Source organism: Amycolatopsis benzoatilytica AK 16/65 (assembly GCF_000383915.1).
In the GTDB taxonomy this organism is placed as follows: Bacteria; Actinomycetota; Actinomycetes; order Mycobacteriales; family Pseudonocardiaceae; genus Amycolatopsis; species Amycolatopsis benzoatilytica.
In genome coordinates this window covers 455,872-475,354 of sequence record NZ_KB912942.1, presented here as the reverse complement: position 1 = coordinate 475,354, position 19,483 = coordinate 455,872, and the positions used below count along the sequence as shown (strand labels likewise).

Here is a 19,483-nt window from a genome sequence, read left to right as displayed (position 1 = left end):
ACACGAGCATACCTGCCGTCCGGCTAGCGGGACACTTGCCGTGCGGCTAGTCACATCCTAGCCGATCGGCTTGGCGGCTCCTTGCCGATCGGCTAGCTTCGAAGGTGCGGACCCTCAGGTGAAGAGCCCATTCCGGGCGAAACGGAGACGACTCGTGGCATCCTTCCTGTATCGGCTCGGCAGGCTGTCGTTCCGCCGCCGAGCTCTTGTCGCGGCGGTGTGGGCGGCGGTTCTGATGGCGCTGGGCGCGGGCGCGCTCACGCTGTCCGGCTCGCTGTCCGATTCGGTGACCATCCCGGGCACCGAATCGCAGCAGGCGATCGACCGGCTGGCCGAGCACTTCCCGCAGGCGTCCGCGGGCGGCGGCACCGCGCGCGTCGTGATCGCCGCGCCCAACGGGCAGAAGGTCACCGACCCGGCCGGGCAGGCAGCCGTCGAATCGGTGGTGCAGAAGCTCAGGTCCGCGCCGAAGGTGGCCTCGGTCGTCGACCCGTTCCAGGCGAAGTCGCTCTCGCCGGACGGCCGGGTCGCGCTCGCGCAGGTGAGCTACCAGGTCAAGGGCTTCGAGCTCGCCGACGCCGACCGGCAGGCGCTGCTCGCCAGCGGAGACCGCGCGAAGCAGATGGGTTTCCAGGTCGAATACGGCGGCGACGCCGCACAGGGCGTCCCGGCAACCGGGGCTACCGAAGGGCTCGGCGTCGCGGTGGCCGCGGTGGTCCTGATCATCACCTTCGGCTCGCTACTGGCCGCGGGCATTCCGCTGCTCACCGCGCTGGTCGGGGTCGGCGTCGGGATGGCGGGCATCCTGCTCGCCTCCGGTTCGATGGAACTGAACTCGAACACTCCGGTGCTGGCGCTGATGATCGGCCTCGCGGTCGGGATCGACTACGCGCTCTTCATCGTTTCCCGCTACCGGCACGAGCTGGCCGAAGGCCGGGAACCGGAAGAAGCTGTCGGCCGGGCGATCGGCACCGCCGGGTCCGCCGTCGTGTTCGCGGGGCTGACCGTGATCATCGCGCTCGCCGGGCTCACCGTCATCGGGATCCCGTTCCTGGGCCAGATGGGCGTCGCCGCCGCCGTGACGGTCGCGATCGCGGTGCTCATCGCGTTGACGCTGCTGCCCGCCGTGCTCGGGTTCGCCGGCGCGCGCGTCGCCAAGAACCGGATCCGGGTCCGCCGTCGCACGAGTGGTCCGTCGCACGGCGAGCGCTGGGCGCGATTCGTCGCACGGCACCGGGTTCCGGTGCTGCTGACGGCACTCGTCGGGCTGGCCGTGGTCGCCGTGCCGGCACTGAGCATGCAGCTCGGCCTGCCCAACGACAGCACCGCCGCGCCGGATTCCACCCAGCGCAAGGCGTACGACCTGGTCAGCAAGAGCTTCGGCGAAGGCGCGAACGGGCCGCTGCTGATCGTCGTCGACACCGGACCGGACAAGAACCCGGCGGCGATCAAGCAGGCCGCGTCCGACATCAGCAAACTGCCGGACGTCGCCGCGGTGACGCCGCCGATGGCCAATCCGTCCGGCGACACCGCGCTGCTCACCGTGATCCCGAAGAGCGGCCCGAGCAGCACCCAGACCGAGAACTTGGTCTCGGCGATCCGCGCGACGTCCGCCCCGCTGCAGGAAGCTACCGGCGGCAGCCTCGCGGTGACCGGCCAGACCGCGGCCAACATCGACGTGTCGCAGAAGCTGTCCGACGCGATGCTGCCCTACCTCGCACTGATCGTCGGACTCGCGTTCGTGCTGCTGATGCTGGTGTTCCGCTCGGTCGTGGTGCCGCTGAAGGCGACGCTCGGCTTCCTCGGCTCCGTGGTCGCGACGTTCGGCGCGGTGGTCGCGGTGTTCCAGTGGGGCTGGCTGACCGGCCCGCTCGGCGTCGCCTCGACCGGCCCGATCATGAGCATGCTGCCGATCCTGCTGATCGGCGTGCTGTTCGGCCTCGCGATGGACTACCAGGTGTTCCTGGTGACCCGGATGCGCGAGGAGCACGTGCACGGCGCCGACCCGCAGGAGGCGATGGTGACCGGTTTCCGGCACGGCTCGCGGGTGGTCGTGGCGGCCGCGCTGATCATGATCTCGGTGTTCGCCGGGTTCGTGCTGGCCGAGTCGACGCTGATCCAGTCGATCGGGTTCGCGCTGGCGTTCGGCGTGCTGGTGGACGCGTTCGTGATCCGGATGACCATCGTGCCCGCGGTGATGTCGCTGCTCGGCCGCGGCGCGTGGTGGCTGCCGAAGTGGCTGGACCGGATCCTGCCGAACGTCGACGTCGAGGGCGAGGGCCTGGTGCGGGAGCTGTCCGCGCCGGAAGACGACGGGCGGCAACTGACCCGGGTCTGACGGTTTTTGTCGGTGTCCGCTCGTATCCTTCGGCCGTGCTGATCGAGGAAACAATACGGACCTGGGTGGCCGGGTGGGCGCTTTCGCGCGACACCCCGCCACCGGTCGAAAAGCCGTGGGGGCTGCACATCGAAGTGCCCGGCAACGCTTCGGAAGCAGGGCGGCACGTCCTCCCCCGCGCCGAGGAGTCACTGGTCCGCGCCGCCGCCGAAGCGACGCGGACGCCTCGCACGTGGCTGAAGACGACCGCCGAGCCGCAGACCATCGAACCGTGGCTGACCGACGGCTGGGCGGTCGCCTGGGAAGACACCGGGCACATCATGGCGACGGACTTGCAGGCCGCGAACCCGGTCCTCGCGGACGGGTACACCGCGTCGGTGCGGCGGCGCGGAGCCGTCACGTTCGTCCGGGTGCAGGACTCGGCAGGCGAACAGGCGGCCAAGGGGCAGATGGCAGCGGTCGGCGAGGCCGTGGTGGTGGACCGGGTGGTCACCGAAAGCGCGCATCAACGGCGCGGGCTCGGCGGGTTCGTGATGCGCACGCTGGCGAACCACGCGCTCGACGACGGTGCGGTGCTCGGCGTGCTCGGCGCGACGGACCAGGGGCGCGCGCTGTACGAGACGTTGGGGTGGAAGAAGCACGCCACCCTGGCGGAGGCGGTCTATCGGCGTTAGCGGCCGACGGTTTCGGCGGTCAGTCTGGCCGGCTGCTCGCATTAGCCGCTGGCGGTTTCGGCGGTCAGTCTGGCCGGCTGCTCGCATTAGCCGCTGGCGGTTTCGGCGGTCAGTCTGGCCGGCTGCTCGCGTTAGCCGCTGGCGGTTTCGGCGGTCAGTCTGGCCGGCTGCTCGCGATCGCGGCCGGTTGGGCTGACCGCGAGCCGGGCTCGGCTGCCCGCCGACCGGTCAGCTGACCAGCCAGGCCACCGCGCCGCCGACCGCCAGTACCGCGGCGATACCCAGCACGACGGCGAAGGCCTTCGCCGTCTTCCACAGCGAGTAGACCCCGCCGATCAGGAAGCCGCCGAGGGCCAGCAGCAGGACCGCGATCCACTCTTTGCTCACAGGGGTTAGCGTGCCACATGGCTTTCACCGTGACGGTACTGGGCAGCGCGACGCCGTACCCCCGCCCGAACGCGCCCTGCTCGGGGTATCTCGTGCGCGACGAGGAAGCTTCAATCTGGCTCGACGCCGGGCCGGGCACCCTTGCCGCGCTGCAGGAATACCTCTCGCCAGCCGATCTGGACGCGATCTGGATCTCGCACCTGCACGCGGACCACGTCGCGGACCTGCTGCCGGCCGTGTACGCGCTGCTCTTCGCGGATCTGCGGCTGCGCCGCCCGATCCCGCTGTACGGCCCGCCTGGGACGGCGGCGCGAATCTCGGCGTTCTTGAGCAACACCGGACGAGCGCCGATCGAGGAAGTGTTCGCGGTGCGGGAATTGCACGACGGGCACTCGGCACGAGTCGGCGGGCTGACGCTGGATTCGGTCGCGGTGTCGCACGGATTCCCGGCTTTCGGGGTGCGGATCACCGACGGCGAACGGACTTTCGCCTATTCCGGAGACACCGGGCCGTGCGAAGCGCTCGCGTCCTTGGCCGACGGGGCGGACCTGTTCTTGTGCGAGGCGGACGGCATCGACCCGTCGGCGGAGCATCTGACTCCCACCGAAGCTGGGCGCGCCGCCACCGGAGCGGGACGCCTGGTGTTGACGCACGTCGGGCACACGGTGACTGTGCGCGAAGCGGTTCGGCTTGCGGCGGAACACTTTTCCGGGCCGGTGGCGTACGCGGCACCGCGCACGGTCTTCCGGGTCTGAGGGGTGCCGCGGGCCTGCCAACGGCACCCCTCCCCGGTGGTTAGAGCACGCCCTTGGTCGACGGAATCCCGCCCGCCCGAGGGTCCGGTTCGGTCGCCGCCCGCAGCGCCCGCGCGACCGCCTTGTACTCGGCCTCGGCGATGTGGTGCGGGTCGCGGCCGTGGATCACTCGCACGTGCAGCGCGATCTGCGCGTGAAACGCCAGCGAGTCGAACACGTGCCGGGTCAGGACGAACGGATAGTTGTTGCCGATGGTGAACGTGTTGTACTCCTCCGGCTCGCCCACGTGCACGCAGTACGGCCGGCCGGAGACGTCGATCGCGGCGTGCGCGAGCGTTTCGTCCATCGGGATCCAGGCGTCGCCGAAGCGGCGGATGCCGCTCTTGTCGCCCAGTGCCTGGCGCAGCGCCTGGCCCAGCACGATCGCGGTGTCCTCGACGGTGTGGTGCGCGTCGATGTGCACGTCGCCGGTCGCTTCGACCTTCAGGTCCAGCGAGCCGTGCACGCCGAACGCGGTGAGCATGTGGTCGTAGAACGGCACGCCGGTGGCGATGTCCACCTGTCCGGTCCCGTCGAGGTCCAGCTGGACCAGGATGGACGACTCCTTGGTGGTGCGCTCGACTTTGCCGACGCGGCTCATCGCTTGACTTCCTTACTCGCTTCCAGGAAAGCGTCGTTCTCTTCCGGCGTCCCGATGGTCACCCGCAGGTGGCCTTCGATGCCCACGTCCCGAATCAGCACGCCGTGGTCCAAATAGGACTGCCAGCTGGCCGGGGCGTCGCTGAACTGTCCGAAGAGGACGAAGTTCGCGTCGCTCGGGACCGGGATGAATCCCAAGCCCAGCAAGGCTTCCACCACGCGGTCGCGCTCGGCGGAGAGCCGCTGCACCGACGCGAGGGTGGCGTCGGCGTGCCGGAGAGCGGCGCGGGCGGCCGCCTGGGTGACCTTGGAAAGGTGATACGGCAGCCGGACCAGCTGCAGCGCGTCCACGACGGCGGGCGCGGCGGCGAGGTAGCCCAGCCGTCCGCCGGCGAAGGCGAACGCCTTGCTCATCGTGCGCGACACGATGAGCTTCGCCGGGTACTCCGCGATCAGCTCGATCGCGCTGGCCTGCGACGAGAACTCCGCGTACGCCTCGTCCACGACGACGATCCCCGGCGCCGCGTCGAGTACGCCGCGCAGTTGCTCCAGCGGGATGGAACCGCCGGTCGGGTTGTTCGGGCTGGTCACGAACACGATGTCCGGCTGGCGCTCCGCGACCGCCTTGGCGGCCTGCTCCGTGTCGAGCGAGAAGTCCGCGCGGCGCGGCACCGGCAGCCAGTCGGTGCGCGTGCCGGTGGCGATGATCGGGTGCATCGAATACGACGGCTCGAAGCCCAGCGCGGTACGGCCGGGGCCGCCGAACGCCTGCAGGATCTGCTGCAGGATCTCGTTCGACCCGTTCGCCGCCCACACGTTGGCCTCGGACAGCACCACGCGCGTGGACACCGTCAGGTAGTCGGCCAGGTCGGTGCGCAGCGCGATCGCGTCGCGGTCCGGGTAGCGGTGCAGCGACGCCGCTTCGGCGCGGACCGCCTCGGCGACGTCGGCGACTAGCTCCGGCGGCGGCGGATACGGGTTTTCGTTGGTGTTGAGCCGGATCGGCACGTCCAGCTGCGGCGCGCCGTACGGGGTGCGGCCGCGCAGGTCCTCGCGCAGCGGGAGATCGGCGAGGGTGACCTCGCCGCCGGGGATGGCGTCGCTCATCGGCCGTCTCCTTCGAAACGTGCGGTGACGGCTTGGCCGTGCGCGGGCAGGTCTTCGGCGTTCGCGAGCGCGACGACGCGCGGGGCGATCTCGCGCAGCGCCTCCTCGGAGTAGTCCACGACGTGGATCCCCTTCAGGAAGCTCTGCACGGACAGCCCCGACGAGTGCCGCGCGAATCCGCCGGTGGGCAGCACGTGGTTCGAGCCCGCGCAGTAGTCGCCGAGCGAAACCGGGGCGTACGCGCCGACGAACACCGCGCCGGCGTTGCGCACCCGCGCGGCGACCTCGCGCGCGTTCGCGGTCTGGATTTCCAGGTGCTCGGCGGCATACGCGTCCACCACGCGCAGTCCGTCCTCCACAGTGGACACCAAGATGACGCCGGACTGCTTGCCGCCCAGCGCCTCGCCGACCCGCTCGGAGTGCTTCGTCCCGGCGACCCGGGTTGCCAGTTCCGACTCGACCGCGTCGGCCAGTTCCTCCGACGTGGTGACCAGGACGCTCGCCGCCAGCGGGTCGTGCTCGGCCTGGCTGATCAGGTCGGCCGCGACGTGCACCGGGTCGGCGGTCTCGTCGGCCAGGATCGCGATCTCGGTCGGGCCCGCCTCGGAGTCGATGCCGATCACGCCGCGGACGAGCCGCTTGGCCGCGGTGAGGAAGATGTTGCCGGGCCCGGTCACGATGTCCACCGGAGCCAGCTCCGCGCCGTCGGTGTCGACGCCGCCGTAGGCGACCAGGGCGACCGCCTGCGCACCGCCGACCGCCCACACCTCGTCCACGCCCAGCAACGCGGCCGCGGCCAGGATCGTCGGGTGCGGCCGCCCGCCGAACGCGGCCTGCGGCGGCGAGCAGACGACCAGCGAACGCACGCCGGCCAGCTGCGCCGGGACCACGTTCATCACGACCGTCGACGGGTACACCGCCAGGCCGCCCGGCGCGTACAGGCCGACGCGGTCGACCGGCACCCAGCGTTCGGTGACCGTGCCGCCGGGCACGACCTGGGTAGTGACGTCTTGGCGGCGCTGGTCCGCGTGCACCTTCCGGGCGCGCTTGATGGACTCCTCCAGTGCGGCGCGGACCTGCGGATCCAGCTCGGCCAGCGCCTTGGCCAGTTCCTCGACCGGCACCCGCACCGTCTCCGGGCGCACCTTGTCGAACTGCTCGGTGTACTCGAGGACCGCTTCGACCCCGCGCTCGCGCACCGCCTCGACCACCGGACGGACCCGATGCAGTGCCGCGTCCACGTCGTACTCGGCGCGCGGAAGCGCGGCACGGAGCTCGGCAGCGGAGGGGACCTGCCCACGCAGGTCGGTGCGGTTCAGCATGGGTCCAGGGTACGAGGTGGCCCGGGCGCGCCCGGCAGGGATACTCGGTGGCGACCCGCTGTACCCGGACCAGGGAGGCGTTCGTGCCCCGGATCGCGTTGTGCCAGCTCAACTCGGGCGACGACCCGGAAGAGAACGTGAAAGCCGTTCACACCGGAGCGGCCGCCGCGGCGGAGGCCGGAGCGCGCGTGGTGGTCTTCCCGGAAGCGACGATGGCCCGGTTCGGCCGGCCGCTCGGTCCGGTGGCGGAGCCGCTGGACGGCCCGTGGGCGTCCGGGGTCGCCTCGGTGGCGGCCGAGCACGACGTACTGGTGATCGCCGGGATGTTCACGCCCGCGGACGACGGGCGAGTGCGCAACACGCTGCTGATCACGGGGCTGGGACAGCACCTCGGGTACGACAAAATCCACTTGTACGACGCGTTCGGGTTCGCGGAGTCGGACACCGTCGCGCCGGGCTCCTCGCCGGTGACGTTCACCGCGGACGGCGTGGTTTTCGGCGTGGCGACCTGCTACGACCTGCGGTTCCCGGAACTGTTCCGGCGGCTGGCGGACGACGGAGCGGATGTAGTGGCGGTGCCCGCGTCGTGGGGTGCCGGGCCGGGGAAGCGAGAGCAGTGGGAGGTGCTGGTCCGGGCTCGCGCACTGGACTCGGGCTGCTGGGTCGCGGCCTGCGGACAGGCGGACCCGGCGGCGACCGGGACGGAGGTCAACCCGAAGGCGCCTACCGGGGTGGGGTACTCGCTGGTGGCGGACGGGTTCGGGCGGATCGCCGGGCAGGCCGGGGCCGGGGCGGAGATGGTGGTGGTGGACGTGGATCCGGAGGTCGCCGGGAAGGCCCGGGTCGCCACCGGGACGTTGGCGAACCGGCGGTTGTGAGCCGGTTCCGGCGGTCGCAGGCCGAGTCCGGCGGTTGTGAGCCGGTTCCGGCGGTCGCAGGCCGAGTCCGGCGGTGTGAGCCGGTTCCGGCGGTCGCAGGCCGAGTCCGGCGGTCGCAGGCCGAGTCCGGCGGTCGCAGGCCGAGTCCGGCGGTTGTGAGCCGGTTCCGGCGGTCGTGAGCCGAGTCCGGCGGTTGTGAGCCGGTTCCGGCGGTTGTGAGCCGAGTCCGGCGAATTCGACGGCGGCATTGGTGCTTCGCCCGAACGCCCGCGTTCGCCTTGCGTTCACCGCGACCGGGCGGCGTGCCACGTTCGCCGCGCTTTCGGTGTCCGTGAGGGGCCCCTTGAGGGAATCTAAGTCCGGCAAGGGGCCCTTCACGGACACTCAAACCGGCGCGCCCAGGCCAGCCGAGGTGAGCCAAGCCGAACCGCAGTAAGCCCGGCGGCGGCAAACCCAGCCCAGCAAGCCGAGCGCGCAATCCAGCCCAGCCCAGCAAGCCGAGCGCGCAATCCAGCCCAGCCCAGCAAGCCGAGCGAGCAAACCCGGCCCAGCCCAGCCGTGCCGCAGCCCGGCAAGCGCCTCGGGCGTATCCAATCGCACCCCACGCGGCGGGCCGGGTCGTGAAGGGAACATTCACGGACTCTGAGTCCCTCGTTGTTCCCTTCACGACCCGGCCAACCGCCGAGCGCACCCCCGCAGCGACGGAAAGCTCAGCGCAGCAAGCCTTCCCGGATCGCCACCCGGACGAAGCCCGCCCGCCGCCGCTCCCCGGTCTTGTCCCGGATCCGGTCCAGGTACGACCGCACCGTCCGCACGCTGATGTCGAGGATCTCCGCGACGTCCACGTCGCGCTCCCCCGCGGCGACCAGCCGGAGCACCTGCTTCTCCCGTTCCGACAGCACGATCTTCGGTCCGGCGTGCCGTTCGTCGCTGTCCTGGATGATCATCCCGGCCAGCGTCGGCGACACGTACGCGTTGTCCTCGGCGATGGTCCGGATCGCGCGCAGCAGCTCGTCGCCGTCGACGTCCTTCGACAGGAACCCCTTGGCGCCGGCCTGCATCGCGCCCAGCACCTCGGGCTGTTCCGCGTGCGCGGACACCACGAGCACCTTGTGCCCCATCTGTCCCACCTCCAGCACCGCTGCCGCGTCCTGGACACCGCGCAGCTTCAGGTCCAGCACGATCACGCTGCCGGGTGGCTGGTCCTGCACCGCGAAGCGAGCGACCGAGTCGGCGACCGCGCCGAGTTCGATGTCCGGGGCCTCGTTCAGGACCCGGGCGACCGCGTCCCGGTAGAGCGGGTGGTCCTCGATCACCCCGACCTGGATGGGGCCGGTCCGGCGCCGCCCTTCGTCGGTCTTCACGTCAGTGTTTCCTTCCCCACCAGGCCGCGGCGGATGGCTTCCTTCACCAGGCCCGGCCGCCGCCGTTCGCCGGTCTTGTCGCGGATCCGGTCGAGGTAGCCGCGCACCGTGCGGACGCCGATGTCGAGGATCCGGGCGATGTCGACGTCTCGTTCACCCGCCGCGACCAGGCGCAGCACCTGTTCCTCGCGCGGCGAAAGCTCCATCTCCGGGCGGGTCACCGGGCGGTCGGTGTTGTCCTTGATGATCATCCCGGCGACCACCGCGGACACGTACGCGCCGCCGCCCGCGACCGCGCGGATCGCGATCAGCAGTTCGTCGACGTCCACGTCTTTCGACAGGAATCCCTTGGCTCCGGCGGCGATCGCGGCCAGCACGGTCTCCGGTTCCGCTTGCGCGGACACCACCAGCACGTGGTGGCCCAGCTCGGCCACTTCCAGGACCGCGGCCGCGCCGGCGACGCCGGGCAGGCCCAGGTCCAGCAAGACGACGCTGCCGTTCGGCTGGCGCGCGACGTGGAACCGGGCGACCGAGTCGACCACCGCGCCGAGGTCGATGTCCGGGGCCTCGGCGAGGACTCGCGCCACCGAGCGGCGGTAGAGCGGATGGTCCTCGATCACGGCCACCCGGATGCCGGCCGGCGGTTCGCCCTGCCGCACAACGGATCGCGCACCGAGAAGCTCCGCCCCGGCAGCGACCCGACCGGCGGGATCCGGCCCGGCGGACAAGCCCGGCACAGGACCAGCGGTGGCCAGCACCGTCTCGGCATCCGGTTCCGTCCCGGCCGCGCTGACGACATCCCCCACGTTCGACTCCGCCCCTCCCGGCTGCTCCGATTCCGCTTCGCCGGGTCTTTCCGCTGTCGTGTGCACCGGTTCGCTCACCCCATTCCCGCCGGCTGCCCCGCCGCGGCCGGGTCGAGCGCGGGACCGGTCGGCATCAGCGCGAGCAGTCCGCCCGGCACCGGATGCCCGGATCCCAAACCGTAGCCGAGCGACTTGAGCGCGGCGCCGTTCGCCACCGGATATTTTCTTCCGGTGTCCGTGATGAGGTAGATGGTGCCGGACCCGGTGTCGACTGCCACCGCCCCGCGCGACGGCGGCACGTAGACGACGTCGGCGACCCGGGCGTCCGTGCGGCTTTGCACCGGCAGCGCCCGCGCGCCGTTCGGCACCGGCAGGTCCGCCGAGACCGTCACGCGGCCGTTCTGCGCGCACAGGGTCACCGCGGTGCCGGTGATCGGGGCTTTGCCGGGGATGCGGTCCGGATAGGCCGCTGGATCCGCGCCGCCGGAGCGGGGCTCGGCGACCTTCTTCGCCGACGCGACGTCCGCTGCCCGGACCCGCACCGGCTCCGGGCGCCCGGCGTACGCCGGTTCGTTCGCCGGGGTGGAGACGAGCAGCGCGGCCTCGGTCTGGCCCACCGGCTCGAGCCCGTCCGGCCGGACCAGGTAGTAGGTGGACGCGTTCGCCGCGCCGGCCATCGGATCGACGACCGACAGCACCTGGCCGACCTTCGTGTCCTGCGCGCCGACCCGCGGGCCGTGCTCGCCCGCGCCGGCCACCGGCAGCTCGCCGAGGTCATGTCCGGCGGGGACGGTGTCGATCCACCGCGCCGAAACGGTGATCGTCGGGTAGCTGTCGAACTGCAGCGCCGCGGCGGCTTCGTCGCTCAGCCGGTAGCGGTGGCCGCCGGCGAGCAGGAACCGGCCGCCCTGCGGCGGGTGCACGATCACCCCGGAGTCGCGCGGCAGCTCGACCCCGGACGCAGCCGGCTCCAACAGGACCGCGACCAGTGGCTCCGCCGACGCGGGAGCGTCCTGAGTGGTGCGGCTGCAACTGGTCCACGCGGTGGTGATCAGCGTGCTGGGCAGCGAATCAGGCGCGCCGACGATACCGATCTGGGTGCCGCGCGGCGCGGTGCCGAGCTTCGCCGCCGGGACGGTGACCGTCTCCTGGCCGTTGCCGCCGGCCAGCAGCCGCGCGGACGCATAGTTCAGCACCGGGTGCACCGCGCCGTCCGCGCCGAGCACGAACCGGGCCCCGCTGCCCTCCTCGACGATCACCTTCCCGCCGGCCAGCCAGTCTTTCCCGCCGGAGGGGCTGACCAGGCCGATCACGCCGAACACCGCGGTCACCAGCAGCGCCGCGCCGAGGCCGAGCACCGTGCCGAGCACCAGACGGCGGCTGGGCGAGACCGGATGGTTGGCGTCCGCGGCGACGAGCGCGGACACGAGACGGCGGCGCAGGAACTGGTACGCCTGGATCTGATCCCGCTGCGTCCACACGCTTTCCCGGCCCCCCGAAGATCACATCCGCTTCTCGCGCAGATTAGGGATACCGGGAACCGCGCACGAGGGTATTTTTTACGCCCACGCGCCCGCGCGCGAGCGCTAGCGTTCCCGGGGCCGGGTCGCTGCCCGGGGAACAGGGGAATCCGTTGTCCGTGTCCGCGCCCGCCCCGCCGGCCCGCCCTCGGACGCCGCACGCGGCCCGGGTCTCCGGGACCGCGCCGTGGCCGTGGCTGCTGCCGATCCGCCCGCTGCAGGCGGCCGGGTGGGAGATCGCCGGGCTGGCCTTGCTGCTCGTCTTCGCGGTGCGCGGGGTGGCGCAGCCGCTGCAGATCACGGTCGCCGCGCTCGCCGGCCTGCTGCTGGTGACGACGTCGATCCGGGTTGAGGGACGGCATTTCGCCGGATGGGCGTGGACCTGGCTCGCGCACCGGCTGCGGCGCCACGACAGCAGGCGGGACAGCCCGGACGCGCTGTACCGGATCGCCGGTGCGGTGAAGGTGCGCCAGCACGTGGACCGGGCCGGGAACCGGTTCGGGGTGGCCGAGGTGGACGGTGACTGGAGCGCGATCGTCCGGCTCGTTCCCGGCCCGGGGGAACCGTCGAATGACGAATTGCTGGCGATTCTCCGCACCGCGTTCCGGGGGACGGACATTCCGCTGGCCGCGGTGCAATTGCTGACTTGGGCGGTGCCCCGGCAGGGACAGGTTTACCGGGTGCGGTGGCTGGCGGTGCGGTATCGGCCGGACGACGCGCCGATCGCCGCGCTCGCCCGGGGCGGCGGGGAACTGGGCGCGTTGCGGAGTACCGCGAGCGCGGCATTGAGCTTGATGGTGGCGTTGGCGGAGGCGGGCTATCCGTCGACGGTGCTGGAGGCTCGGGAGCTGACCGACGAGCTTCGCGTGGCGCTGGGGGTTTCGATGGGGAATCCGGAGACGGACGGGGATTTCTGGAAAGCCTGGCGGTGGGGCGGGTTGACTCAGGTGTGCTTCGCGCCCCGGTCCGCGCGGGAGGTGGCGCAGACGTTGGCGACGGTGGTTCCTTCGGCTGCGTTCACGGCGACTTCGGCGACCCTGCTGCGGACTGCCGGGGGCCGCGAGCGGTTGGAGTTGACGGTTCGGGTTGGCGTTCGGGGTGACGCGGCGGTGGTGCCCCCGGGCGTGGCGGTGGTGCCGTTGCACGGCGGGCACGGGGAGGCGGTCCGGCGGACGTTGCCGTTGGCGCTGGGGTGACGGCTGACTTACCGAAGCCAGACCGAGCCGTTGGCTTACCGAAGCCAGGAGCGAGCCGTCGGAACCAGCCGCAACACCTGCACCATCTCGGACAGCCGCGTCCAACCCTCCAGCGACGTCAGCCGACGCTGGTAGCCGCGCAGCGCGGCGGTGTCCGGGAAGAGCCAGACCCAGACCCGGACGCACTCCCCTTCCCGCACCGGCAGTGCCCGGAAGGTGTTCTCCGCTCGCTCGGTCACGAACGATGCCGTCGGTGCCAGTCCGGCCTCGCGTTCGAAGAAGTCCTGGTCGATCATCGTCGGGCGGGAGCACACCACGACCAGCACCCGCGACCGCGGGACTTCGGCCGCGCCGACGGCCGGCCGGGGAACGTCCGGCGAGGGGAAGCCGGAGTCCGCGCGGGCCGGCCGGAGCAGCAGGACGTCGTCACTGTCCAGCATGGTCGCGTTAGCCGCGGCGCGGTGTCGCCGCCACGCCTCGCCCTCGACATAGAACTCGGTCAGCGCCGCGTGCCGCGCCGTCAGGTCGGGAAAGGACCGGAACCACACGAACCGGTCCGGGTCGTCGGCGTCGCGGAATTGGCCGATCACCGTGGCGCCGGCCGCCTCCTGCGACTCGACGAACTCGCGGTCGAACAACTCGATCAACGCGTCCCGCTTGCCGGGCAAAAGCGTGTACTGGCGAAGCTCCACAACGGTCACGCCCAGAAACCTGCCACCGCGCCGGCCGCTGGACGAGTGGCAGGACTGACTCCTTTCGCAAAATTCCTGCCGTACCCTCTCCTCATGCGCACCATCGCGGTCGCCCTCGTCGACGACATGCCGCTGTTCGAGCTGGCGATCGCGTCCGAGATCTTCGGCCCGGCTCGCACCGACCTCGCCGATCCCTGGTACGACCTGCGTTTCTGCGCCGCCGCCCCGCCCGAAACCCGCACCGAGTTCGGCTTCCGGCAGCACAGCGAGCACGGCTTCGACGCTCTTGCGGACGCGGACACGGTGCTGGTCCCGGCTCTGCCGTACGCGTGTGTCCAATCAGGACAGCCAGTGCCGCCGGCACTGGTCAGGGCGATCCGCGAAGCCGCCGAGGTGGGGGGGCCGCTCGCACCCGCTGAACCCGGCCGGCCCGATCAGCCGCTGACCGCCTCGTACACCCCGGCGATCATGCCGACGAACGGCACCAAAGCCAGCAGCACCAAGAACTCCGAAATGTCCAGCAACCGCGACCAATACGGCGACCGGACGCCCCGGGCCACCCGCGTCGCGTACGCCGCGCACACCACCGCGGCCACCACCAGTACCACCCCGGCGACCAGCAGTGCGATCCGCTGGTTGTCCCCGATCAGCCACTTCCCGGCGGCCAGCAGGGCGACCAATCCGAACCCGACCAGCACGAGCCGCTGCGTGCGGGCCACATAGGCACGCGAACGCTGAATCCAGGCGACCCCCAGCAGCGCGGCCAGGCCGGCCTCCCACGGACCGCCGGTCGCCAGCACGAACGACGAGCCGATGACCACCAGGCCCAGCGCCACCAGCAGGCTCGTGAGCAGCGCCTGCGCATACGTCGTCCGGCCGGCCATCTCCGCGCCGAGGGACGGCTGTTCGTTGGCACGGAAGGATTCCATGTCGTCCGGCACGCGCGGCAGCGGCAACCGGCCCAGTCGCAGCGCCAGCATCGGCGCGATCGCGGCCAGTGCCGTCGCCAGTACCGCCGCCACCGAAGCCGCGGCGACCGGCTTCGCGCCGCTGAGCAGGACCACGCCGGTCGAGATCGCGCCGATTCCGGCCGAGCCGACGACGGCCACGAAGAACGGCAGCCGGTCCGCGACCGAAACCGCGGCCAGCACGCCGTACACGACCACCGCCGCCAAGCCCGCCGCAAGCGGTCCAGCGGCCAGCGAGAACACGCGATGCGGTGGCAACAAAGACATTCCGGCCAGCATCGCCACGCCGACTCCAGCCAGTGCGCCAGCCGCGCCAGCACCCGAGTCGCCGTACGCGCGGCTCAGCGCACCGCCGCCGATCAGCAGCACGATAGCCAGGAATCCGGTACCGATCGGCGCGAGCACGCTGCCCGCGAGCGACGCCTGGATCAGCAGGCCGCCTGCGAACAACAGCACCGCCGCCACCGCGATCCCGGCGCGGCGGGCGACCTTCGGCCCCCACGCGCTCGTCGCGGATTCGCCGACACTGGCGATGGAATCCACCACGTCGTCGAACAGCAGCGGCCCGCGCGGACGTTCACGCGGGGTCAGGTGCAGCACCTCTCCGTCGCGCACCTGCGCGGCGGCCACGGTCAGGCCGAGCGCGAGCGGCGCGCCGCCGAGGCGCGACAGCACCCAGCCCGGATGCTCGGCCGACGCCTGCCCAGCCGCGCCGGCCAGCCGCACCAGCTGTGGCACCAGCTCGGCGAACGTGCTCTGCTGCGGCAGCGCGACGTCCACCCGGGCGCGCGGGGTGACGATCGTGACGCGCCGGGTGGATCCGGCGACGGTCGGCGCGCTCACTGAGTCGACCTGGACGCCTCGATCACCGGGGCGAACTTGGCGCTGCTCGCCTCAGCGAGCTTCTGCAGACCCGCGTTCACCGCCTCGAGCACGATCTCCGACAGCGTCCGCGCGTCGAACTCCCGGATCGCGCGCTGATCGATGTCAATCGAGGTGAACCGGCCGTCGCCGCGCAGCGTCACCGTCACCTCGTTCTGGCGGGAGGCGGCGCGTACCTCCATCGCCTCGACGGTGCGCTGGATCCGCTGCACCTCCTCGGTCTGCTTGCGGACCTGCGCGAGCAGCTCGTCCAGGTCCGGCACGGCATACGGGTCAGTCACCGTCGTTCTCCTTTTCCTGCAGGGTTTCCCGGCGCACGTGCACGCTGGCGACGAACTTCCGGAAGTCGGGGACGAGCTCGCGCGCGTCCGCGGGATCGGCGGTGCAGACCAGCTCCAGCACCACCCGCCCGGCCGGGCCGGGAACGGTCAGGAACACTTGGACCTGCACCAGGTCCTGGCCCTCGCCGGTCTGCAGCCCCAGAGTCTGGGTGCAGCCGGGCGCGGCCGCGGTGCCCACCTCGCGCCGGTCGAGCACCTCCAGCCGGGCCATCGTACGGCCGAGCCGCTCGACCGCTTCGTCGGCGATTTCCGGCAGTGGCAGGGAATCCGCGCGCTGCTGGAGGCCGAGGGTGAGGTTGGGCGTGAACTCCGCCGCCGATTCCGGGTGCACCGCGACGAACACCAGGCCGGGCGCGATCGGCGGCACCGGCGTCCAGCCGTCCGGGACGTCGAAGCCCAGCGGAAGCGTCACCGAATCAGCCATGGCAGTCACCAGGAACCCACATACTGCGCGGCATCGTCCCAAGCCCCGCCGAGCGCGTCCGCGGCCTGCCCGGCCGCGTCGCCGACCGCGTCCACCGCGGCACCGCCGTACTCGCCGATGGTTTCGCCGATCTTCGGCAGGTTGATGTCGACCTTTGCGCCCACCCCGGCGCCGAGCCCGAGCGCGGCACCCGCCTTGAAGTTCATCTTCAGATGTCCGTTGTCGTAGACGAACTGCCCGTCCAGCTGCGCGCCGAGTCCATATTGGACGTTCCCGCTCGCGCCGACGCCGATCCCGGCCACATCCGCCGCGACCTGGCCCTCCAGCTTGCCGCCGACGAACGCGTTGGCGTGCACGCCGACGCCGTGCGTGCCGAACTGCGCCGACCCGGACGCCTCGCCGCCGACGAACGCGGACCCGCGCGCGCTGGCTTCCGCGACGCCGTAGCCGGTCTTGCCGCCGATGTCTTCCCGGAAGCCGAGCTCAGTGTGCCCGGACAGCTTCACTTCGCCGTTCTGCGAAGTGACCTTCCCGTCGTACTCCGGGAGGAAACCGTCCTGCTCGTGCGAAGCCTTGGCGTAGGTGATCTCGGTGGCGGCGCGGATTTTTCCCCTGGCGTCCTTGGGTTTCGGCTGGCCGAACGGCGTGTCCGCCTTCTTCGGCGCGCGGGTGCCAGACAACCCGTCCCAGGTAAGTTTCTTCCAGCCGGAGTTGCCGAACCAGGACGGCACTCCGCGCGGACGCTTTCGGCCGTCGAGGGTGTCGCCGTTGACCCAGCGCAGCGGGCCGTAGCCGTTCTTGCCCAGCTTGCCTGGCTTGCTCATCGGCCCGGCCCACAGTGCCGGGAACAGCTCAGCCAGGTAGCCGGACAGCTCGTCGGCTACCTCGGACGCCGCGGAAACCGCCTGCTCGCCCAGATTCCTGGCGGCGTTGAGAAAAGCCTGCACCGCGTTCGGGTCCGCCGAGCGGGCCTGGCTGATCAGCTGGTCGCCGTACTGGTCGAACTGCGCGATCACCGAATCGACGGCGGCGCGCGCCGAGCGCAGCACCTGCGCGGCCATCGACAGCCGCTGCCCCTGATCGGACAGCTTCTCCCCGTCTTCATTCAATGCCAGCGCGACATCGGAAGCAGCGGCCGCATACGCGGTGTACGCGTCGCCGTCCCAGTCCGCGTGCAAAGCCGTCGCGCCGTCCGCGATCTCGGTGGCCTTGCCGGCGACCGCGGACGCGTTGGCACCACAGCGGTTCGCGGCCGCCTCCAGCGTCGCCGGGTCGCCGGTCACCCGGCGCTGGTGTCCGGCCAGCACCTGCCGATAGCCGTTCAGCACCGCGCTGACGTACCCGGACGCGTCCACGGCCACCGGTTAGGCGCCCTTCGCGTCGATGTCGACGTGCTGCTGGAAGTGCTTGCCCTGGTAGTTGATATCCACGTCGATGTCGAGGTCCTGGCCGGACGGCGCTTCCACCGTCGACTGCCCGGTGTTCAGGTCGGTGTGGATGACGACCTCGTGCGCGCCGGTCGAGGGCGCGGGCACCGACGGGGCCGGAGCGGGCGCCGGGGCCGGGTCCACCGCGATCCAGCTGTTCGCCGGGTTGATCGCGCCGGTACCGCTGCCACCCGGCCAGCCGCCGCCCTGGGCCAGCGCGGGCGGGGTGTAGTTCGTGAACGACGGGCTGCCGCTGGGCAGGCCGCCGCCGCTGCCGCCGATCGCCGCCTGTCCGGACGCGCTGGCGACCGGAGCGGGCAGCTGCGGCGCGGACACCGGGGCGCCCGCCACCGCCGCGTTCCCCGCCGAGATGTCGGCATCCGGGGAACCGTGGTGGAACAGCTTCTCGATATCGCCGATGATCGTCGCCACCTGGGTGATCTGGTTGGCCAGGTCGCCCGCCCCGAGCGCCTTCAGCAGACCGCCGACCGCGGTGATGAATCCGCGCAGAGTGGCACTGGTGGCGGTGGAAAGCGCGACCGCGGCACCGTAGGTCCACCAGTTCGACATCAGCGACGCGACAGTCGGGTTCACCGCGGCGACCACCGACCGGTACGCCTCCTGCGCCGCCTTGACCAGCGTGCCGGAGACGCCGAGCAGTTCGGCGCCCTTCTCGATGACGTTGATGATCTTGGTCAGCTGGTCGAGCGAGTGCGAGATCTTCTGCAGCGCCGATTCCGACGCGTCGCCGGACCAGACCTTGCCCAGCTGGTCGGCGGCCTTGCTCAGCTCGGTGTAGAGGGAGGTCAGCTCGGCGGCCTTGTGCAGCAGGTCGAGGACGTGCTTGGCGATCTGCTCGGGCTGGCCGGTGACGATCTGCGGCAGCACGGTGATCGGGCCGCCACCGGAAGCGGTGGCGTCCATCGCGCTGGAGTTCGGGAAGAACATCGCCGTGGTCCTCACTTGGTCGGGTTCGGGATCAGACGGAAGCGGGCCGGTACACGCTGACCTTGGCGAGTCCGCCGAGGCCGGGATCGATCCGGCCGTGGTTGTAGAGCGCGCCGCCGTCCCCGGCGACGGCGATCACGGGGCTGTGGTGGGGATGCCGCAGCGGCTCGACGACGACGACATCGCCGCTGTGCACGCCGCCGGGCACGTCGCCGAAGGTGCGCGCGGTGCCGGAGTAGACCTCGATGAGGCCGACTCGCGCCTGGTTGTCCGCGTCTCCGGCTAGCCAGTCGTTGAAATCGGCGACGCCGTGGAAACGGGCGTCGGTCAGCGGGTGTTCGGCGAGCCGCCCCAGGTCGGCGTCGCCGAGGTAGCGCAGGACGTTGCCGACCGAAGCCGGTTCCCCGTGCGCTCCGGCGCTGTCGGTGATCGCGGCCGCGGCCAGGTGCGCGGCGTGCGGGGCGCCCCAGATCGAGGTGAGCGGGGACGAAGGCGCGGCCCGGCCGCCGCCGTAGCCTTCGGAGACCGCTTCGTCGGCGCGTTGGTAGGCGTCGGCGCTGTTCTTGACCAGGCCGTTGATCTCCTGCAGCAACTGCAGGAGCGACCGCACCGCGCTGACCTGCTGCGAGTGCAGCGCCTCGTTCGCCGCCGCGACCACGCTGCCGAAGCTGGCGAAACTCATCGGCGCCACGACGAGTTTTTCGAGGTCGGCGACGGCGTTGATGCCGTGGGCGATGATCCCGCCCACGTTGCCGACCGTGGAGCGCATGGCCTCCGGCTCGGCCCGGTACTCGCCGGTCGTGCCCATGGCTCTC

At 71.5% G+C, this 19,483-nt stretch carries 19 protein-coding genes; 5 read left to right on the top strand and 14 right to left on the bottom strand.

Annotation, left to right across the window (positions count from 1 at the left end; all coding sequences use genetic code 11):
* The first annotated feature begins 154 nt into the window (after window positions 1–154).
* Complete coding sequence (locus AMYBE_RS0102225) at window positions 155–2,338, top strand: MMPL family transporter (protein ID WP_020657700.1); 2,184 nt, start codon at window positions 155–157, stop codon at window positions 2,336–2,338.
* Between the two features lie 35 nt (window positions 2,339–2,373).
* On the top strand, window positions 2,374–3,012 hold the full coding sequence (locus AMYBE_RS0102220) for a GNAT family N-acetyltransferase (protein WP_245573142.1): 639 nt from the start codon (window positions 2,374–2,376) through the stop codon (window positions 3,010–3,012).
* 228 nt (window positions 3,013–3,240) lie between these two features.
* Here AMYBE_RS0102220 and AMYBE_RS45375 read toward each other — a convergent pair whose 3' ends face one another.
* Window positions 3,241–3,399, bottom strand: a complete 159-nt coding sequence (locus AMYBE_RS45375; protein ID WP_020657698.1) for a hypothetical protein — start codon at window positions 3,397–3,399, stop codon at window positions 3,241–3,243.
* Window positions 3,400–3,416: 17 nt separating this feature from the next.
* Between AMYBE_RS45375 and AMYBE_RS0102210 the strand changes: the two genes are divergently transcribed.
* Window positions 3,417–4,154: an MBL fold metallo-hydrolase gene (locus AMYBE_RS0102210; RefSeq protein WP_020657697.1), complete on the top strand. Its 738-nt coding sequence runs from the start codon at window positions 3,417–3,419 to the stop codon at window positions 4,152–4,154.
* A gap of 40 nt (window positions 4,155–4,194) precedes the next feature.
* Here AMYBE_RS0102210 and hisB read toward each other — a convergent pair whose 3' ends face one another.
* From hisB to hisD, 3 genes are read right to left on the bottom strand one after another with little or no spacing between them, the layout of a single operon-like run.
* A complete protein-coding gene (hisB, locus tag AMYBE_RS0102205; protein WP_020657696.1) occupies window positions 4,195–4,794 on the bottom strand; it encodes an imidazoleglycerol-phosphate dehydratase HisB in 600 nt (199 codons plus the stop codon).
* The gene (locus AMYBE_RS0102200) at window positions 4,791–5,900 is read right to left on the bottom strand and encodes a histidinol-phosphate transaminase (RefSeq protein WP_020657695.1); all 1,110 of its coding nucleotides are present in this window, start codon (window positions 5,898–5,900) and stop codon (window positions 4,791–4,793) included. Before AMYBE_RS0102200 ends, hisB begins: the two co-directional genes overlap by 4 nt.
* Window positions 5,897–7,222 (bottom strand): histidinol dehydrogenase, encoded by a 1,326-nt coding sequence (gene hisD / locus AMYBE_RS0102195; protein ID WP_020657694.1) that lies wholly within the window; start codon window positions 7,220–7,222, stop codon window positions 5,897–5,899. Before hisD ends, AMYBE_RS0102200 begins: the two co-directional genes overlap by 4 nt.
* A gap of 83 nt (window positions 7,223–7,305) precedes the next feature.
* On the opposite strand from hisD, the gene AMYBE_RS0102190 reads away from it, so the two are divergent.
* Entirely contained in the window at window positions 7,306–8,100 is a 795-nt protein-coding gene (locus tag AMYBE_RS0102190) for a carbon-nitrogen hydrolase family protein (RefSeq protein WP_020657693.1), read from the top strand.
* Between the two features lie 710 nt (window positions 8,101–8,810).
* Here AMYBE_RS0102190 and AMYBE_RS0102185 read toward each other — a convergent pair.
* The 3 genes from AMYBE_RS0102185 to eccB form a co-directional block, all read right to left on the bottom strand.
* Window positions 8,811–9,464, bottom strand: a complete 654-nt coding sequence (locus AMYBE_RS0102185) for a response regulator (protein ID WP_020657692.1) — start codon at window positions 9,462–9,464, stop codon at window positions 8,811–8,813.
* Window positions 9,461–10,123, bottom strand: a complete 663-nt coding sequence (locus tag AMYBE_RS0102180; RefSeq protein WP_027927303.1) for a response regulator transcription factor — start codon at window positions 10,121–10,123, stop codon at window positions 9,461–9,463. Before AMYBE_RS0102180 ends, AMYBE_RS0102185 begins: the two co-directional genes overlap by 4 nt.
* Before the next feature lie 221 nt (window positions 10,124–10,344).
* Window positions 10,345–11,751 carry a type VII secretion protein EccB gene (gene eccB, locus AMYBE_RS0102175; RefSeq protein WP_020657690.1) on the bottom strand — a complete coding sequence of 469 codons (1,407 nt, stop codon included), beginning with the start codon at window positions 11,749–11,751 and terminating at the stop codon, window positions 10,345–10,347.
* Between the two features lie 152 nt (window positions 11,752–11,903).
* Between eccB and AMYBE_RS0102170 the strand changes: the two genes are divergently transcribed.
* On the top strand, window positions 11,904–12,986 hold the full coding sequence (locus AMYBE_RS0102170; protein ID WP_034286704.1) for a type VII secretion protein EccE: 1,083 nt from the start codon (window positions 11,904–11,906) through the stop codon (window positions 12,984–12,986).
* Between the two features lie 35 nt (window positions 12,987–13,021).
* On the opposite strand, the gene AMYBE_RS40800 is transcribed toward AMYBE_RS0102170, so the two are convergent.
* The 7 genes from AMYBE_RS40800 to AMYBE_RS0102135 all read right to left on the bottom strand — a co-directional run bounded on the left by AMYBE_RS40800 (window position 13,022) and on the right by AMYBE_RS0102135 (window position 19,476).
* Window positions 13,022–13,687 carry an NIPSNAP family protein gene (locus AMYBE_RS40800; RefSeq protein ID WP_245573141.1) on the bottom strand — a complete coding sequence of 222 codons (666 nt, stop codon included), beginning with the start codon at window positions 13,685–13,687 and terminating at the stop codon, window positions 13,022–13,024.
* A gap of 425 nt (window positions 13,688–14,112) precedes the next feature.
* On the bottom strand, window positions 14,113–15,489 hold the full coding sequence (gene eccD, locus AMYBE_RS0102160; protein WP_020657687.1) for a type VII secretion integral membrane protein EccD: 1,377 nt from the start codon (window positions 15,487–15,489) through the stop codon (window positions 14,113–14,115).
* A complete protein-coding gene (locus AMYBE_RS0102155; RefSeq protein ID WP_020657686.1) occupies window positions 15,486–15,809 on the bottom strand; it encodes a YbaB/EbfC family nucleoid-associated protein in 324 nt (107 codons plus the stop codon). The genes eccD and AMYBE_RS0102155 overlap by 4 nt, the downstream gene beginning before the upstream one ends.
* Window positions 15,802–16,293 carry a hypothetical protein gene (locus tag AMYBE_RS0102150; RefSeq protein WP_020657685.1) on the bottom strand — a complete coding sequence of 164 codons (492 nt, stop codon included), beginning with the start codon at window positions 16,291–16,293 and terminating at the stop codon, window positions 15,802–15,804. Before AMYBE_RS0102150 ends, AMYBE_RS0102155 begins: the two co-directional genes overlap by 8 nt.
* 5 nt (window positions 16,294–16,298) lie before the next feature.
* Entirely contained in the window at window positions 16,299–17,654 is a 1,356-nt protein-coding gene (locus AMYBE_RS0102145) for a WXG100 family type VII secretion target (protein ID WP_020657684.1), read from the bottom strand.
* Window positions 17,655–17,657: 3 nt separating this feature from the next.
* The gene (locus tag AMYBE_RS0102140) at window positions 17,658–18,668 is read right to left on the bottom strand and encodes a WXG100 family type VII secretion target (RefSeq protein ID WP_020657683.1); all 1,011 of its coding nucleotides are present in this window, start codon (window positions 18,666–18,668) and stop codon (window positions 17,658–17,660) included.
* 31 nt (window positions 18,669–18,699) lie between these two features.
* Entirely contained in the window at window positions 18,700–19,476 is a 777-nt protein-coding gene (locus tag AMYBE_RS0102135) for a WXG100 family type VII secretion target (RefSeq protein WP_020657682.1), read from the bottom strand.
* Between the last annotated feature and the right edge of the window lie 7 nt (window positions 19,477–19,483).

Coding starts and splice junctions, on each gene's coding strand:
- AMYBE_RS0102210 (WP_020657697.1), top strand. CDS start 3,417: ATGGCTTTCACCGTGACGGTACTGGGCAGCGCGACGCCGTACCCCCGC.
- hisB (WP_020657696.1), bottom strand. CDS start 4,794: ATGAGCCGCGTCGGCAAAGTCGAGCGCACCACCAAGGAGTCGTCCATC.
- AMYBE_RS0102200 (WP_020657695.1), bottom strand. CDS start 5,900: ATGAGCGACGCCATCCCCGGCGGCGAGGTCACCCTCGCCGATCTCCCG.
- hisD (WP_020657694.1), bottom strand. CDS start 7,222: ATGCTGAACCGCACCGACCTGCGTGGGCAGGTCCCCTCCGCTGCCGAG.
- AMYBE_RS0102150 (WP_020657685.1), bottom strand. CDS start 16,293: ATGGCTGATTCGGTGACGCTTCCGCTGGGCTTCGACGTCCCGGACGGC.
- AMYBE_RS0102140 (WP_020657683.1), bottom strand. CDS start 18,668: ATGTTCTTCCCGAACTCCAGCGCGATGGACGCCACCGCTTCCGGTGGC.
- AMYBE_RS0102135 (WP_020657682.1), bottom strand. CDS start 19,476: ATGGGCACGACCGGCGAGTACCGGGCCGAGCCGGAGGCCATGCGCTCC.